The sequence below is a fragment of the Paractinoplanes rishiriensis genome (genome assembly GCF_016862375.1).
Classification (GTDB): domain Bacteria; phylum Actinomycetota; class Actinomycetes; order Mycobacteriales; family Micromonosporaceae; genus Actinoplanes; species Actinoplanes rishiriensis.
This window is the reverse complement of record NZ_BOMV01000056.1, coordinates 1-15,983: the sequence shown is the minus strand read 5'-3', so window position 1 is coordinate 15,983 and position 15,983 is coordinate 1. Positions and strand designations below refer to the sequence as shown.

The following is a 15,983-nucleotide window of genomic DNA, read 5'->3' as shown; positions in this document are numbered from 1 at the left end:
TCAGGTGGGGATCCGGCGCACCAGCACCCGGTCGGCCCGGCGGCCGCCGACCAGGGCCAGGGCGGTGAGGGCGAGGATCTCCAGGTCCGTGCGGAGACTCCGGTTCTGCACGTACGCGAGACCCAGCGCGATCTTCCGCGGCCGGATGAGCCGGTCGTACGCCTCATCGGGGTCGGGGTGCCCGGCCAGGATGGCGCCCTCGTCCCGGAAGACGATCGACGACCAGTCGGTGATGCCGGGCTTCACGGCCAGCAGCAGGCGTTCCCGGTCGGTGTAGCGGCGCACCTCGGACAGCACCTGCGGCCGCGGGCCGACCAGGCTCATCTCGCCGCGCAGCACGTTGTAGAACTGCGGCAACTCGTCCAGCTTCCACCGGCGCAGCGAGCGGCCGGCCCGGGTCAGCCGCGGGTCGTCGTCGGCGGTCGACGGTCCGCCCAGCCGGGCCGCGCCGATCACCATGGTGCGGAACTTCAGCATCCGGAAGGTGCGGCCGCCGAGCCCGGCCCGCTCGCCGCGGTAGAGCACCGGGCCGCCGTCCTCGCGCCGGATCCGCCAGGCCGCGTACGCCGCCACCGGCGCGCCGGCGGCCAGTACCGCGGTCGACACGGCCAGGTCGATCGCCCGCTTCGTGGTCTCGTAGCGGGCACGGCGCACCGCCAGATGCGGGCGGCTCCGGGTGGACGCGGTCACAAATACCCAGCGTAGTTACGTGTGCACGCGGTCGAGGCCGTACCGGTAAATGCGCGACGGCACCCCCCGGTGCACCGACGTGCGGCCCACCAGGGCGGCGCCGGACTTCTCGTAGAAGCCGTGCGCCCGGCCCTGCTGCTCGCCGGTCACGATTTTGACGGCGGTCTCGCCCTGGTCGGCGAACCAGCGGGTCAGCTGGCGGAACAGGGCCTGCGCGACACCGAGGCCGCGGCAGTCCGGGTGTACCACGAAATTGATCACCTCGGCCCGCGGCAGGTCGGCCGGCATCGCGGCACGCGGATAGCGCAGGGTCTCGATGGTGCGCGCGATGCGGCTCGGCCGCAGCAGCTTCGGCGCCAGCGCCGGCACCGCCACCCACCAGCGGTGCAGCACGAACTCGCGGTACAGCGCGGCGGTGTCCCGGGTGCCGCAGATGTAGCCGACCGGCTCGTTGCCACGTTCCGCGACGAACATGGCGCAGTACTTGCTGGCCGCCACGTGCCGGTAGAGCAGTTCCAGCGCCGGCACCCCGAGCGACGACAGGAACCCCTGGGCGACCTCGGTGGCGTGCATCCGGGCCACCGCGCGCACCTGCTCGTCGGTGAACGGGCCGCCGCGGATCCGGATCCGGGGCAGCCCGCTGGCCTCGCCCATCCAGTCGGCCAGCAGCCCCACCCCGCGGTCGGCGTCGGCGTCGCGCACCCCGGCCCGGATCGGGAAGCTGATCACGTGGTTCGCGGCCCACTCGGCGTTCGGGCAGGTGCCTTCGGTGTATCCGGCCGCGGCCAGTGCCTCGCCGGACAGCGGATGCACCGGCGTGGTGAACCAGTCGCCCACCTCGATCCGCTGCCGGGCGGCGGCCTTGACGATGCCCGCCTTGTCGGTGACCGGCACCGGCATCCGCAGCAGCGGCGCCCCGGTCGGCGGGGGAGTGAGCAGCGAAAGCTGCTCCAGGCCGGCGCGGTAACGGTGGGTGAGATCGGTGCGGCGGGCGATCTGCTTGCGGGCTTCGGCGGTACGCCGTCCCAGCCGCCACCGGACCGTGCGGGTCATCCGCCAGGCGTACTCCGGACTGTCACCGGGGTCGGCGGCGTACGAGCCGACCACCAGACCCAGGCCGGCGAGCTTGCGGTACAGGTCGCGCAGCCGCCAGGTGACGCCGAGCCGGGACACCGTCCGGTGCGCGGTGTACTGGGCCTGCATGATCAGTTCCCGGCGCAGCGGCGGTTCCCGGTAGCGCGCGTACTGCCGGCGCATGGTCGCGGCCAGGTCCGGGTCGGCGACCACCGCGGTGCCGCCGACGCCCGCCACGATCGGCTTGCCCCACTCGTACGAGAAGAAGGCGGCCACCCCGCGCACGGTGACCGGCCCGGTGACGTGCGCGCAGTCCTCGATCACCGGCACGCCGGCCGGTCCCGCGACCGCCGTCACGGCCGCCATGTCCACCGGGATGCCGAACGTGTGCTGCACGATGACCGCCCGGGTCCGGCCGGTGAGCGCCGCCGCCAGCTTCCCGGCGTCCAGGCCGTACGTGAGCGGGTCGATGTCCACGAACACCGGGGTGACGCCGAGCCGGCGCAGCGGCTCCACCACCGCGGCGCAGGTGTACGCCTGCACCACCACCTCGTCGCCCGGTGCCACGCCGAGGCCGCGCAGGATCGCGTGCAGCGCCACCCGGCCGCGGTAGTAGTGGAACGTGACCGGTCGCATCTCAGGTCTTCCCTGGATCGAGAATTCCCCACACCGAGCCGGCGCCGTAGACGACATGCGTGGTGGCGAAGACGACCGGCAGACCGAGGAGCAGCCTCGCATCTTTCTCGCGCCGGGCCACCCGGCCCGAGAAGAACAGCGCGGCCGCCCCGTACGTGCTCATCATCCCGACGGTGAGCCGGCGGGCCGGCAGCGAGAAGGGGGACAACGCCAGGCCGGCCGCCGTTGCCGCCACGAAGCCGAGCGGCACCACGTTGCGCCACGAACCGATCCAGCGGCCCACCGAGCGGCTGGCCTTGAACGGCCAGTAGCCGGCCTCGAACATCCACGAGCAGAACTCGCCGAAGTCGCTGCGCGCGTAGTAGGTGCAGGTGATGTCGGGCAGCAGCAGGATCCGGCCGCCGGCCTGCCGGAGCCGGTTGTTGAACTCGCGGTCCTGGGCCCGGGTGAGCTGCTCGTCGAACAGGCCGATCCGGTCGAACACCTCGCGCCGCCAGCAGCCGCCGAACACCGTGTCGACCCACTGCGGCCCGCTCGCGCCGACCCGGTACTTGGAGTTGCCGGCGCCGAACGCGTCGGTGGTGGACAGCGCGATGGCCCGCCCCAGCAGACTGCCGGTGCGCGGGGCGGAGCGGCGGACCCCGCCAACGTTGTCGGCGTCCGGGTGGTCGAGCAGGCCGCGCACACACTTCTCGATGTAATCCGGCTCGTAGACGGCGTGCACGTCGAGCCGCAGCACGATGTCGCCCCGCGCCGCCCGGATGCCCAGGTTGAGCGCGGCCGGCTTGCTGCGGCCCGGGTTGTCGAGCATCCGCAGCCGGGGATGGCGCTGCTCGTAGGTGCGCACGATGTCCCGGGTGCCGTCGTCGCTCATCCCGTCGACCAGCAGGATCTCCATCCGGTCCGCCGGATGGCTGCCGGACAGCACCGAGTCGAGGAAGTCCGCGACGAAGCCGGCCTCGTTCCAGCACGGGATGACGACGCTGACGAACGGGCCGGTGCCGGTCATCGCTCGAAGAACCGGCGGATGCTGGCGGCCACGTACTCCACCTGCTCGTCGGCGAGTTCCGGGTACATCGGCAGGGACAGCACGCGGTCGCAGAGTTCCTCGGTGCGCGGCAGCCGGTGGTGGCCGAGTCCCAGCCCGGGCTGCCGGTGCAGCGGCACCGGCCAGGAGACCATCGTCTCGACGCCGTCGTCGCGCAGGTGCTCGGCCAGCGGGGTCCGCCAGTCGCTGGTGATCACGTAGTTCTGGAAGACGTCCCGGCGCTGCGGGTCGGCGTCCGGGCCCACCGGGATCTCCAGGTCCGGCAGGTCGGACAGCAGCTTCGTGTAGATCCGGGCCAGGTGCCGGCGGCGCTCGATCCACTCCGGCAGCCGGGCCAGCCGCCAGTCCAGGATCGCGGCCTGGAGGTTGTCGAGGCGGCAGTTGTAGCCCCAGCCGTCCAGGTCACTCTTGCCGATCCGGCCGTGGTCGCGCAGCGCGGTGAGCCGGTCGGCCAGGGTGTCGTCGTCGGTGAGCACGGCGCCGGCGTCGCCGAGCGCGCCGAGCATCTTCGCCGGGTAGAACGAGTAGGTGCTGGCCAGCCCGAACGTGCCGGCGGTGCGGCCGTCGAAGGTGGCGCCGAGGGCCTGGGCGGCGTCCTCGACGATCACCGCGCCGCAGGTGTCGGCCGCCTTGCGCACCGCGTTCATGTCGACCGTACGCCCGTTCAGATGCACCGGGATGATCACCCGGGTCCGCTCGGTGACCGCGTCGAGCAGCCGGTCGGTGTCCATCAGATGGTCGTCGCCGATGTCCACCAGCACCGGGGTGGCGCCGCGCAGCGCGAACGGCGAGATGGTGGCCACGAACGTGTGCGCCACGCTGACCACCTCGTCGCCCGGCCCGATGTCCAGCGCGTGCGCGAGCAGCCGCAGGCCGTCGGTGCAGTTGCTGACGCCCACCGCCCGCGCGGTGCCGCCGAACCGGGCCAGGTGCTCCTCGAAGTCGCGCAACTGCTGGCGGAGCATGAGGTCACCGCGAGCGATGGTGTCCTCGATGACCGGCAGCAACTCCGGTCGCTGCCGGCGCCACTGTTCCGGGTAGTCAACGAACCTGACACGCCAGTCCACGGTTGACCTCCAGTTGTTCGAGCACGCGGGCGCTGATGCCCTCCGGGTCCAGGCCGGCCGCCCGGCGCAGGTAGTCCTGATCGCCGACCAGCGACGAGAACCGGGCCGGCAGCGCGACCCGGATGAGCGCGGCCGACCGGGGCAGTTCGGCGAGGATCTCGGCGACCGCGCTGCCCAGGCCGCCGGTGATCGAGTGCTCCTCGACGGTGACGATGGTGTCGTAGCGGCGGGCGGCGTCGTGCACCGCGAGGGTGTCGATCGGGTCGAGCCACGGGAACGAGCGCACGTCGGCGCGTACCCCCGACCGGGCCAGCAGGTCAGCCGCCCGCAGCGCGTTCTCCAGGATCGCGCCGGTGCTGAAGATGGCCAGGTCGCCGCCGGTGCGCAGGGGCACCGACTCGCCGCGGGCCAGGCGCAGCGGCAACGGGTGCACGCTGCGCTCGCCGGCCTTGCCGAGGCGCAGGTACGCGGGTCCGCCGTTGGCCACCAGGTCGGCCAGCACCGCGCCGGTCTCCTCCGGGTCGCCGGGCGCCGCCACCGCCACGCCCGGCACCGACCGCATCACCGCGAGGTCCTCGGTGGCGTGGTGCGACATACCGAGGGCGCCGTACGCGAGCCCGCCGCCGACCGCCACCACGGTCACGTCGGCGTGGTGGTACGCGACGTCGTTGCGGATCTGCTCGAGGCAGCGCAGGGTCGGGAAGTTCGCGATCGAGTAGGTGAACACCCGGCCGCCGCCGAGCGCGATCCCGGCGGCCAGCCCGGTCATGTTCTGCTCGGCCACCCCGGCGTTGACGAACCGGTCCGGATACCGGGCCACGAAGTCGTCGACCGCGCCGAACCCGATGTCCGCGGTGACCAGCACCAGCTCGGGGTGGGCGTCGGCGGCGGCCACCAGGTCGGTGAAGAAGCGCGTCCTCATCGCTGCCGCACCTCGGCGAGCGCGCCGGCCAGTTCGGCGTCGGACGGCGGCCGGTAGTGCCACACCACCTGGTTCTCCATGAACGAGACGCCCTTGCCCTTGACGGTGTGCGCCAGCACGCAGCGCGGCGCGTCCGGCTGCGCCCCGCGCGGGACACCGAGCGACCGGCTCAGCTGCCGGTGGTCGTGCCCGTCGACCTCGTCCACCTGCCAGCCGAACGCGCGCCACTTGTCGGCGAACGGCTCCAGCGCCAGCGTCTGCTCGGTGCCGCCGAGCGACTGCAGCTTGTTGTAGTCGACGACCGCGACCAGGTTGGACAGCCGGTGGTGGGCCGCGAACATGGCCGCCTCCCACACGCTGCCCTCGTCGCACTCGCCGTCGCCGAGCAGCACGTAGGTGCGCCACTGCTGGCCGGTGCGCCGCGCCTGCCAGGCCAGTCCGGCGCCGACCGGCAGCCCGTGCCCGAGCGAACCGGTGGACAACTCGACGCCGGGGATACCGACGTGGCTCACGTGCCCGGACAGGAACGATCCGTTGCGGTAATGCTGCGCCAGAAGTGCGGGATCAAAAAAACCCCGCTGAGCCAGTACGGCGTAGAGCGCGGCACCGGCATGGCCCTTGCTCATGATGAAGCGGTCCCGGTCGGGGCGGTCCGGGTGCCGCGGGTCGACCTGGAGGATCCCGGCGTACAGCACCGCCAGGATGTCCGCGCAGGACAGCGCCGAGCCGACGTGCGAGCTGCGGCCCGAGTTGGTCATCTGCAGCACGCTGCTGCGGACCGCGGCGGCGGTGTCGGTGCTCATCGCAGCACCGCGTAACCGATGTACGGGTCGAAGTCGAAACGCCGCAACTCCAGCTTGCCGATGCCGACCTCGTCGAGCAACGCCGACGTCTCGCCGGGCCACAGCGGGTTGTCGAGCTCGTCGAAGGCCAGCACGGCGCCGCGCGGCATCCGGGGCAGCAGGTGCCGCAGCGCGACGGCGGTCGGCTCGTACAGGTCGAGGTCGAGGAACAGCAGGCTGACCACCAGATGCGGGTTGTCGGCCACGAACTTCGGGACGGTCTCGGTGACGTCGCCGCGGACCAGCATGGCCTTGGGCAGGTGGCCGAGGAACCGGTCGGTGTCGTAGATCTCCAGCAGCCGGGACAGCTCGGCGTAGCTGTCCGCGGCCAGGTCACCGGCCGCCGCGCCGGTCTGCTGCGGCCGGTCCTGCGCGCCCACCGCGGGGAATCCGCCGAACGAGTCGAAGCCGTAGATCCGCCGGGTCAGGTTGGTCGGCTCCAGGGCCGCGCTGAGCTGCGCGAACGTCATGAAGCTGGAGCCGCGGAACACGCCGCACTCGACGATCGAGCCCTTCACCGGCAGGGCCAGCTTGAACAGCTCGTAGAGCGCCGCGAACCGGGTGACCTGGCTGCGCCGGGCGTACCGGGCCAGGTTCGCCAGCCGGGTCGGCAGGTCGTCGGCGCTGGTCGCGAACACCTCGGCGATCGCGGCCGGAACTTTCCGCTCCGCCTCGGTCTGCAGGCCGCCGGGCGCGGCGGTGGGCCTGGTCATGCTGTGCTCTCCTCAGGCATGCCCTTCTGGCCCTCGCCTGCGAGGCCGTCCGCGGGCGTGGCTGGGTGCCGCTCGGTGCAGGCGGTCATGCTGCCACGCTCAGCGCGAGGGAGTTCCACTGGCCGGGCGGACCGGCGGTGTCCGCCACCGGGGGTGGCGCGGTGCGCCAGCGCGGGCCCTTGGCGGGCACCATGGTGAACACCGTGCCGAGCAGCCGGGCGTCCACCGCGGTCAGCGCCCGCACCGCGGCGGCCACCTGCGCCGCGGTGGTCTTGCGGGCCCGGACCAGCAGCAGCGCGCCGTCGGCCCGGGCCGCCACCACCGCGCCGTCGGCAACCGGCAGCAGTGGAGGGCTGTCCACGATGATCATGTCGAACCGCCCGCGCAGTTCGTCCAGCAGATCGGCCATCCGCTGCGAGCCGAGCAGCTCGCTCGGGTTGGGCGGCCGGTGCCCGCTGGACAGCAGCCACAGACCGGTGCCCCACGGCTGGAGCACCTGGTCGAGCGAGGCGGCGCCGAGCAGCACCGTGGTCAGGCCCGCCGAGCCCTCCCGGCCCAGGAACGCGGCCAGCCGCGGCCGCCGCAGCTCGGCGTCCACGATCAGCACCCGCTGGCCCGCCTCGGCGAACAGGATGGCCAGCCCGCAGGCGGTCGCCGAGCGGCCCTCGCCGGGCATCGCGCTGGTCACCGCGAGCGTCTTCACCGGGCGGTCGCGATCCGCGTACTGCACGTTGGTGCGCAACTGGCGCAGCGCCTCGGCGCGCGGCGAGCGGCTGTCCGAGACGAACGGGCCGCCCTTGCGGGGCGCCGCGCGGTCCCGCGGGATCAGGGCCAGCACCGGCGCGCCGGTCAGCCCGGCCAGCACCTCGGCGTCCCGGACCGACTGGTCGGCGATCTCGCGCAGTACGGCGAGCGCGGCGCCGAGCAGCAGGCCGACCGCGACCGACAGCGCGAGGTTGTGCGCCGACCGCGGCACCACCGGCCCGTCCTCGAGGCGGGGCGGCACGAGCACGTCGATCCGGATGTTCGGCGACTTGTCGTCGGCCGGCGTCTCCAGCGAGTTCACCAGGGCCACGAAGTGGATCGTCAGCGACTCGGCGATCAGTTGCGCGCGCTCCGGCGACCGGTCCGTCACGGTCACCCCGATCAGCACCGTGTCGCCCTCGGTCGCCACCTTGATCCGGTTGGAGATCTCACCCGGGGTCAGATCCACCCCGGTCTGCGCGGCGATCGTCTTCGCCAGCTTCTCGCCGGTGAGCAGCTGGGAGTAGGTCTTGAGCCGGGTCGCCACGAACATCGAGCCCTCCAGCGCGGAGGACCCCTCGGGCAGCGGGGTGGCCACGAAGAAGGTCACGGCCGAGGCGTACTCGCGCGGGGTCTTGGCGTTGACGACCACCGCCACCGCCAGCGCGAAGAGCACCGCGACCGCCATCACCCACCACTGCCTTCTCGCCACCCGGAGGTAATTGCGCAGCTCCACGCACACCCTCCCGATAGCCCGCGTGTTACCTGATCAACGTATGCCCAGGCAAGGCGCCGCGCGGCAGTATCCGGAAGTCCCGCAGGGCTCCCCGGACGTCGCTCTACGCTCAGGCCGGAGGTGCGCCCGTGCAGAACCGGTTCCTCGCCCTCGCCGGCGTGCTGCTGCGGCGCGCGCGGCGCCGGCCCGTGCGGGGCGCCGGCCGGGTGCTGGTGCCGTCGGTCGTCGAACTGGTCGACCACGAGCGCAACGTGCACGACATCCGCGACCTCGAGATCACCGACCTGCTCGGCCGGCACCAGATCGACACCGACCTCGACTCCATCGCCGGCTATCTGGGCGGCAAGCGGGTGCTGGTGACCGGTGCCGGCGGCTCGATCGGCGCCGAACTGTGCCGGCAGATCTGCCGCTTCGCGCCGGCCGAGCTGATCATGCTGGACCGGGACGAGACCGCGCTCCAGGCCGTGCAGCTCTCGATGGACCCGCAGGCGCAGCTCACCGACCCCACGGTCATCCTGGCCTCGCTGCGCGACACCGGGCGGGTCCGGGAGATCTTCCGCGGCTGGCGCCCGCAGGTGGTGTTCCACGCCGCCGCGCTCAAGCACCTGCCGCTGCTGGAGCGCTACCCCGGCGAGGCGGTCAAGACCAACGTGTGGGGCACGCTGGCGGTGCTGGAGGCGGCCGACGGGGTGGAGCGGTTCGTCAACATCTCCACCGACAAGGCGGCCGACCCGGTCAGCGTGCTCGGCTACACCAAGCGGATCACCGAGCGCACCACCGCGTACGTGGCCGGTTCCAGCCCCGGCACCTTCCTGAGCGTGCGGTTCGGCAACGTGCTGGGCAGCCGCGGCTCGGTCTTCAGCACGTTCAGCGCGCAGATCGCCGCGGGCGGCCCGATCACCGTGACCCACCCCGACGTGGTCCGCTACTTCATGACCATCCAGGAGGCGGTGCACCTGGTCATCCAGGCGGCGGCGATCGGGCGCGACGGCGAGGCACTGGTGCTGGAGATGGGCGAGCCGGTGCGGATCGCCGACGTGGCCCGGCAGATGGCGCGTCTCGCCCCCGAGCCTGTGGAGATGAAATTCACCGGCCTGCGTACGGGCGAGAAGCTGGGCGAGGTGCTGTTCGGTGCCGGCGAGGTGGACCGCCGCCCCTTCCACCCGCTGATCGCCCACGTCGAGGTGCCGCCGCTGGACCCGGCCGCGGCCCGCGAACTGGACGCGGGTGCCGAGCCGGCCGCTCTGATCGCGGCACTCGCCGAACTGTGCGAGCGGGCCCCCTCGGCGCGCCGCGCGGCGTGAGCTGTGCTTTCTCGGGCTTCCGCCCGCCTTCTCGCGCGTCGCGGGCGGGCTGGCGGCGGCAACCACCACCCCGCCCGCGGCACCGGACCGGGCGCCGAAGTTCGCCGTGCGGCGAGACCTCCGATGTTCAGTCCCTGGCCGGGTCCGCCAAGGGCGGCGGCGGGCACGACCTGGATCAAGCTATGGCGAGTGCTCCCAAGCGGAGCATATGCCGCAACCGGAACAGTACACATAGGCCGGTCGGGTCTCCACGGGGTCAGTGTGCTCGCTCCGTGTTACGAACGGGCTAACGTTCGGCCATGACCTTCTCGATCGTCGCCCGCTCGGCCGACGGCGCCGCCGTGGGTGTGGCCGTCGCCAGCAAGTTCCTCGGCGTGGGCGCCGCGGTGCCGGCCGCGCTGGCCGACGTCGGCGCGGTGGCCACCCAGTCGTACGCCAACCTGGCCTACCGGCCGCAGGCGCTGGCCCTGCTCGGCACCCAGGTGCCGGCCGCCCTGGTGGTCAAGGCGCTGATCGCCGGCGACGACGGCCCGGTCGCGCAGCGTCAGGTGGGCGTGGTGGGTACGGCCGGCGAGGGCGCCGCCTTCACCGGGGCGAGTTGTCACCCCTGGGCCGGCGGCACCTCCGGCGACGGCTACGCGATCCAGGGCAACATGCTGGCCGGCCCGCAGGTGGTGGCCGAGATGGAGGCCGAGTGGCAGGCGTCGGCCGGCGAGCCGCGCCTGGCGTACCGTCTGCTCGCCGCGCTGCGAGCCGGTGATCGCGCCGGCGGCGACCGGCGCGGCCGGCAGAGTGCCGCGCTCCTGGTGGCGGCCCGGGGGATGGGCTACGGGGGCACCAGCGACGTATGGGTCGACCTGCGCGCCGACGACCACCCCGACCCGGTCGCCGAGTTGCAGCGCCTGCTGGCCATGCACACCCTGTACTTCGAACGCCCCGACCCGGCCACCCTGATCCCGCTCACCGGCGAGGTGGCCGAGGAGGTGCGCGCCCTGCTCACGAAGGCCGGCCACGGCGGCGCCGACCTGGACGCGGCCCTGGCCGGCTGGGCCGGCATCGCCAACCTCGAGGAGCGACTGGTGGCCGGCTCCATCGACCCGCTGGTCCTGGCCCAGTTGCGCACCGCCTGACGGCCGCCGGCAGTTTCGCCTCCCTCGGCGGCCTCCCTTCTCGCGGCCTCCGCCTTTCGCGGCCTCCGCCGCCCTCTGATCCGCGGCCTCCGCCGACCTTTCCCTGACCTCCGCCCCCCAGCTTCCCTCGCGGCCGTCAGTGGGCGGCGGGCAGCGGGAGGCAGTCGACCGTCTCGTGCAGGGCGCGCAGCAGCGCGGCGGCCAGCGGCCGGGGCCGGCGGCTCGCGGTGACCGTGCCGATGAAGCGGGACGGGCACGGCGGCGCGAGCGGCACCGTTGCCAGCCCGCCCAGATCCGCGGTGAGCGCCACCTGCGGGATCATTGCGATGCCCACCCCGGCCCGCACCAGCGACTGGGCGAACACGTAGTCGGTGCCCCGGCAGGCCGTGCGCACCTCGAACCCGGCCATCGCGGCGTAGTGGTCCAGCAGGTCGACGATCATGAGGCAGCCGTGCACCCAGCGTTCGCCGGCCAGTTCGGCGATGGTGACCGACTCGCGGCCGGCCAGCGGGTGCGCGGCCGGCAGCACGATCCACATCGGATCGTCCACCAGCGGGGTCCAGACCAGGCCGCCGTCGCCCGGGCGGATCGGCGGCGGCCCGTCGAAGTGGTACGCGAGGGCCAGGTCGGCGGCGCCCGAGCGGACCAGCGGCAGGCTGTCCTCCGGCTCGTTCTCCACGACGGTGAGCTCGACGGCCGGGTGCTCCCCGGTGAACCGCAGCAGCGCCGGTGGCAGCAGCCGCTGACCCCCGCTGGTGAAGGTCGCCACGGTGAGCCGCTCGGTGCGGGCCGTGACCAGCCGGGCGATCTCCTCCTCGGCGTCGGCCAGTTCGGCGCTGATCGCATCACTCGCCTCGACCAGCACCCGCCCGGCCTGGGTCAGCTCGACACCGCGGGTGCTGCGCGCCACCACGGCCGTGCCCAGCGACCGCTCCAGCGCGCTGATCTGCTGCGAAACCGCCGACGCGGTGAGCCGCAGCGCCACCGCGGCCTGGTTGAAGCTGCCGTGCCGCGCGACTTCCCGGAGCACGGCCAGCCGGCGTACGTCGATCATTATTTTTCCTTAAAACGACATCAGTAAGTCACCACTACCGCTTACGACGGCGGCGCGCAAGGCTAGCCCGGTGACTCGACGCGCCTGGCTCCTCTTCCTCCTGGTCTCCGTGCTCTGGGGCATCCCCTACTTCCTCATCAAGATCACGATCGAGGACATGTCGCCGATGTTCGTGGTAGCCGCCCGCGCCGCCATCGCCGCGCTGGTGCTGCTGCCGGTGGCGGCCGCCCGGGGCACCCTCACCGCGTTACGCGGCCGGCTGGGCATAGTCGCGGTCATCTCCGCGGTGCACATCATCGGCCCGTTTTTGCTGATCACGTACGGCGAGGTGCACATCACGTCGTCGCTGACCGGCCTGCTGATCGCCGTCGAACCGATCGCGATCGCCCTGCTGCTGGCCCGCACCGAGCCCCTGAGCCGCGGCCGCGTGGCCGGCCTGGTCCTGGGTTTCGCCGGCGTGGCGGTGCTGGTCGGCCTGGATCTGTCCGGCGACCGCCTGGGCCTGCTCGGCGCCGGCATGGTCCTGCTGGCCGCGATCAGCTACGCGGTGGCCACCATGCTGGTCCAGCACCGGGCTGCCGACGTGCCCCCGGAAACCCTGGCCGGCAGCACCACCGCGATCACCGCGCTGGTGCTGGCCCCGTTCGCCCTGGTGATGCGCCCCACCGAACCCGTATCCGCAAACGCCTGGACCGCCCTGGCCGCGCTGGGCGTCCTGTGCACCGCGGTGGCCCTGCTGGCCTTCTACCGCTTGATCGCCCTGGTCGGCTCCAACCGCGCGGGCCTGGTCACGTACGTGAACCCGGTGGTCGCGGTCCTGCTCGGAGTGGCCCTGCTGAACGAGCCGATCCGCTGGACCACGGGCCTGGGCTTCCTGCTGGTGGTGACCGGTTGCTGGCTTTCCACCCGCCCGTCCCCGTCCCGCACCGAGACCACCGAGGAGCCGGTACCCGCCCTGCGCGACTGACCAGCAGACCCCGGCGAGCGCCGACGGGATCAGGATTTGTCGGCTTTGTGTTGGTGACGCACCGCAAATCCTCAAGATCCCACCTGCCGGTAGCCATTGCCGCCATGTGGGAGCAACTCCCGGCATGCGGTCATTGTGCCCAGCGAGCGGGACACCGGCATCGGCTGGATGCACGGCCGCTGTCGGGGGACGCCGCCGGGCACTCGTGGCCCTAAGGTGAACGGCATGGGTCTGCGGATTCTGATCACCGGGGCTCGGCGGGGGATCGGTGCGGCCATGGCCGTCGGTCTGGCCCGGCCCGGCAACACGCTGCTGCTGCACCACCTGGCCGCCGCGGCGGAGTGTGACAAGGTCGCGAGCCTCTGCCGTGATCTCGGGGCGGCGGCCGAGATGCTCGACGCCGACCTGGCCGACCCGGGTGCCGTGCGGGAACTCGCCGAGCGGGCCGGCCCGGTCGACGTGCTGATCAACAACGCGGCCAAGGCGTCGAACGTCGACATCGGAGTGCTGCCGCTGGCCGAGTGGCAGCAGACGCTCGCGGTAAACCTCACCGCGCCGATGCTGCTCAGCCAGGCGCTCAGCGTCGGCATGGCGGAACGCGGCTGGGGGCGGATCGTCAACGTCGTCTCGCCCACGGTGCGGATGGGCGGGCCGTCCGGTCCGTCGTACGTGGCCAGCAAGGCGGCGCTCATCGGGCTCACCCGGTCGCTGGCGCGGGCGCTCGGTCCGGCCGGCATCACGGTCAACGCGCTGTCGCCCGGCGCCATCCGCACCGAGGGCGAAGCCGAACTTGCCGCCGGCAAGGACGCCGAGACGCACGCGCCGTTGGTGGCCACCCAGGCGGTGCCGCGGGCGCTGGTGCCGGAAGATCTAGTGGCGACCGTACGCCTGCTCGTCTCGGACGGTTCCGGCGCGCTCACCGGCCAGGTGATCGAGGTCGGCGGCGGCCTGATCTTCCGCTGACCTCGATCACCTGGCCGGTCAGCCGTCGGCGTCACCACCCGGTTCGCCGGACTCCTCGTCGCCCGCTCGCCGGCCCAGGTCGGCGAGCGTCGACGGCCGCTGAAGCGTGGGCCGGCGCGGCTTCGGCACCCGTGGCGCGCTGTACTGGCTCAGGTCGGAGGGACGGCTCTCGCGCAGGTGGTCGGCCAGGTCGGCAGGCCGCCGCGGTCCCGGCGGCTCGGGCCGGAACACGGCAGGCAACATCGGCGGCGGCTGAATGGTCGGCGGCTGAACGGTCGGCGGCTGAACGGTCGGCGGCTGCGGCTGACCAGAGCCCGGCGGCACCGGATGCTGACTCGGCGCCGGCAGATAGGAGGGCCCCGGCTGACCGGCGGCCGGCGGGTAGGCGGGTCCAGCCAGACTCGCGGCCGACGGGTAGCCGGACCCGGCCTGACCTGCGGCCGACGGGTAGCCGGATTCGGACTGACCTGCGGCCGGCGGGAAGCCGGACCCGGACTGGCTCGCGGCGGGTGGGATCGACGGCAGGTGGAACGGCGCCGGCGGTTGCGCGCCCGGCGTCCGGCGGGGCAGCGGCTCCGAGTAGGCGGTGGGCTGCGGCGTGGGCAGGCGGCGGGGCAGCGGGTCCGGGTGCGGCGGCTCCGGAGCGGGGCTGCGCTGCGGCAACAGGTCCGAGTAGGACGCGTGCGGGTCCGGACTGCGGCGCGGGAGCGGCTCGGCGTAGGGCGCCTGCGGAAACTCCGACGTCGGCCGGCGCCGGGGCAGCGGCGGTTCCGCGGGCGGCGGCTCGGGCGTCCGGCGGGGGAGCGCGGCGCCGTACTCGTCGTCCCACACCGGCGGGCGGCGTGGCGGCGAGAACGGCCGGCGGTCCTGGTCGGTGGTCGTCGGGTGTGCGGTGTTCGCCGGGCTCCAGGCCGGCTGCTGCTCGGCGGCCGGCGAGGTCGGCGCGGTCGCCGGGCCGCGGGTGATGCCGAGCCGCGCGATCAGGTCGACGGTCGGTCCGAAGTCGGTGAGGTCCGCGGTGCGGCTGGCCGGTTCGGCGTGGCTCGCGGCGGCCGGCACGGCCGGCTCGTCGGCCTCCCACGGCTGGTCGAAGTCGGCCGGCGGCACGAACGGCACCGAATCCCCGGCGCGCGACGGCGCGAAGTAGAAACCCTCGTCGCTCGCACGCTCGGTGGGTGGTGGCTCATAAACGGGTACGGCGGGCAGCCACTGCGACAGATCCGCCGGCTGCACTCGCGCAGCCGCCGGTTCGGGCCGCGACTCCTCCTCCGGAGAGTCGCCGGCGCTCCAGTCGTCCTCGGCCGCCGGTTCGTCGACCAGCTCGGCGTCGGCGATCTCCTCATCGTCCGCGGGAGCGCTCTCCACCGGTTCCGCGTCGACCACGTCCGGCTCCACGAGCTCGGCGTCAACCGTCTCGCCGACCGTCTCCGTCTCCGCGGCGCCCACCCCGGCCGGCACTGCGCCCGGTTCGTCGTCAACCAGCTCGACGTCGATCGGCTCGTCCTCGACGCGCGTCACCGCCCCAGTCTCAGCCGCCGGGGCAACCTCATCCGCCACCAGCTCGGCTTCCGCCTCATCCAGGGCGGATTCCGACCTTCCGGACGCCCTCGACCCACCCCGCGCTTCGCCGGACCCACCCCGCGCTTCGCCGGACCCACCCCGCGCTTCGCCGGACCCACCCCGCGCCTCGCCCGACATTTCCGAAATGTCGGGCGAGGCAAGGAGTGTGGCCGAGGTTGGCAGGTCGGCGGAGGCGCGGTGATCGGCTGAGGTTGGCAGATCGGCCGAGAACGGTGAGATCGATTCTTCGGCGGGGGACGAATCGTCGGTGGTGGCGTCATCTGAGAGCGGCGAAACAACCACCCGGCCGGTCACGGAAGGCCCGGTGGAGGCCGCAACGTCGCCGCCGGTCTCGTTGGCCGAGGTGGATTCCGTGGCGGGATTCTCGGTGGGCTCGGTGTCCTCGTCGTCGGGGGAGTGCACCGGGCGGAATTCGACCGCTGCCTCCTCCTCGGCGGTGGGGGCGGGGGCCGGCGGCAGGTTCAGCACCGCGGTGTCGTCCAGGCGCGGGAGCATCTGGGTCTCGTCGGGGT

General features: G+C 73.2%; 12 protein-coding genes and 2 pseudogenes. 4 read left to right on the top strand and 10 right to left on the bottom strand.

Annotated elements, in window-relative coordinates:
* From Ari01nite_RS23845 to Ari01nite_RS23810, 8 genes are all read right to left on the bottom strand, one after another.
* Complete coding sequence (locus tag Ari01nite_RS23845; protein WP_239162966.1) at window positions 1–690, bottom strand: sugar transferase; 690 nt, start codon at window positions 688–690, stop codon at window positions 1–3.
* 15 nt (window positions 691–705) lie between these two features.
* Entirely contained in the window at window positions 706–2,400 is a 1,695-nt protein-coding gene (locus Ari01nite_RS23840) for a GNAT family N-acetyltransferase (RefSeq protein WP_203784138.1), read from the bottom strand.
* Between the two features lies 1 nt (window position 2,401).
* Complete coding sequence (locus Ari01nite_RS23835; protein WP_203784137.1) at window positions 2,402–3,409, bottom strand: glycosyltransferase family 2 protein; 1,008 nt, start codon at window positions 3,407–3,409, stop codon at window positions 2,402–2,404.
* Window positions 3,406–4,515: a DegT/DnrJ/EryC1/StrS family aminotransferase gene (locus tag Ari01nite_RS23830; protein ID WP_203784136.1), complete on the bottom strand. Its 1,110-nt coding sequence runs from the start codon at window positions 4,513–4,515 to the stop codon at window positions 3,406–3,408. The genes Ari01nite_RS23835 and Ari01nite_RS23830 overlap by 4 nt, the downstream gene beginning before the upstream one ends.
* A complete protein-coding gene (locus Ari01nite_RS23825) occupies window positions 4,490–5,437 on the bottom strand; it encodes a transketolase family protein (RefSeq protein ID WP_203784135.1) in 948 nt (315 codons plus the stop codon). Before Ari01nite_RS23825 ends, Ari01nite_RS23830 begins: the two co-directional genes overlap by 26 nt.
* Entirely contained in the window at window positions 5,434–6,240 is an 807-nt protein-coding gene (locus Ari01nite_RS23820) for a transketolase (RefSeq protein ID WP_203784134.1), read from the bottom strand. The genes Ari01nite_RS23825 and Ari01nite_RS23820 overlap by 4 nt, the downstream gene beginning before the upstream one ends.
* Entirely contained in the window at window positions 6,237–6,992 is a 756-nt protein-coding gene (locus Ari01nite_RS23815) for a TylF/MycF/NovP-related O-methyltransferase (protein ID WP_203784133.1), read from the bottom strand. Before Ari01nite_RS23815 ends, Ari01nite_RS23820 begins: the two co-directional genes overlap by 4 nt.
* A gap of 85 nt (window positions 6,993–7,077) precedes the next feature.
* Entirely contained in the window at window positions 7,078–8,472 is a 1,395-nt protein-coding gene (locus tag Ari01nite_RS23810; RefSeq protein WP_239162965.1) for a polysaccharide biosynthesis tyrosine autokinase, read from the bottom strand.
* A gap of 161 nt (window positions 8,473–8,633) precedes the next feature.
* Between Ari01nite_RS23810 and Ari01nite_RS23805 the strand changes: the two are divergent.
* Window positions 8,634–9,776, top strand: a pseudogene (locus tag Ari01nite_RS23805) (polysaccharide biosynthesis protein); the annotation flags it as partial.
* A gap of 299 nt (window positions 9,777–10,075) precedes the next feature.
* Complete coding sequence (locus Ari01nite_RS23800; protein ID WP_203784131.1) at window positions 10,076–10,906, top strand: DUF1028 domain-containing protein; 831 nt, start codon at window positions 10,076–10,078, stop codon at window positions 10,904–10,906.
* 136 nt (window positions 10,907–11,042) lie between these two features.
* Here the strand turns inward: Ari01nite_RS23800 and Ari01nite_RS23795 are convergent, their stop codons facing one another.
* A complete protein-coding gene (locus Ari01nite_RS23795; protein ID WP_203784129.1) occupies window positions 11,043–11,960 on the bottom strand; it encodes a LysR family transcriptional regulator in 918 nt (305 codons plus the stop codon).
* Between the two features lie 70 nt (window positions 11,961–12,030).
* Here Ari01nite_RS23795 and Ari01nite_RS23790 point away from each other — a divergent pair, with 70 nt between their 5' ends.
* Both Ari01nite_RS23790 and Ari01nite_RS23785 read left to right on the top strand, forming a co-directional pair.
* On the top strand, window positions 12,031–12,927 hold the full coding sequence (locus Ari01nite_RS23790; protein WP_203784128.1) for a DMT family transporter: 897 nt from the start codon (window positions 12,031–12,033) through the stop codon (window positions 12,925–12,927).
* A gap of 225 nt (window positions 12,928–13,152) precedes the next feature.
* Entirely contained in the window at window positions 13,153–13,890 is a 738-nt protein-coding gene (locus Ari01nite_RS23785) for an SDR family NAD(P)-dependent oxidoreductase (protein ID WP_203784127.1), read from the top strand.
* Window positions 13,891–13,908: 18 nt separating this feature from the next.
* Here the strand turns inward: Ari01nite_RS23785 and Ari01nite_RS23780 are convergent.
* Window positions 13,909–15,983 (bottom strand): annotated as a pseudogene (locus Ari01nite_RS23780) (hypothetical protein); the annotation flags it as partial.

Bases quoted from the DNA above. Each gene is read 5' to 3' on its own strand.
- Ari01nite_RS23840 (WP_203784138.1), bottom strand. From the start codon at position 2,400: ATGCGACCGGTCACGTTCCACTACTACCGCGGCCGGGTGGCGCTGCAC.
- Ari01nite_RS23835 (WP_203784137.1), bottom strand. From the start codon at position 3,409: ATGACCGGCACCGGCCCGTTCGTCAGCGTCGTCATCCCGTGCTGGAAC.
- Ari01nite_RS23825 (WP_203784135.1), bottom strand. From the start codon at position 5,437: ATGAGGACGCGCTTCTTCACCGACCTGGTGGCCGCCGCCGACGCCCAC.
- Ari01nite_RS23820 (WP_203784134.1), bottom strand. From the start codon at position 6,240: ATGAGCACCGACACCGCCGCCGCGGTCCGCAGCAGCGTGCTGCAGATG.
- Ari01nite_RS23815 (WP_203784133.1), bottom strand. From the start codon at position 6,992: ATGACCAGGCCCACCGCCGCGCCCGGCGGCCTGCAGACCGAGGCGGAG.
- Ari01nite_RS23800 (WP_203784131.1), top strand. From the start codon at position 10,076: ATGACCTTCTCGATCGTCGCCCGCTCGGCCGACGGCGCCGCCGTGGGT.
- Ari01nite_RS23795 (WP_203784129.1), bottom strand. From the start codon at position 11,960: ATGATCGACGTACGCCGGCTGGCCGTGCTCCGGGAAGTCGCGCGGCAC.
- Ari01nite_RS23785 (WP_203784127.1), top strand. From the start codon at position 13,153: ATGGGTCTGCGGATTCTGATCACCGGGGCTCGGCGGGGGATCGGTGCG.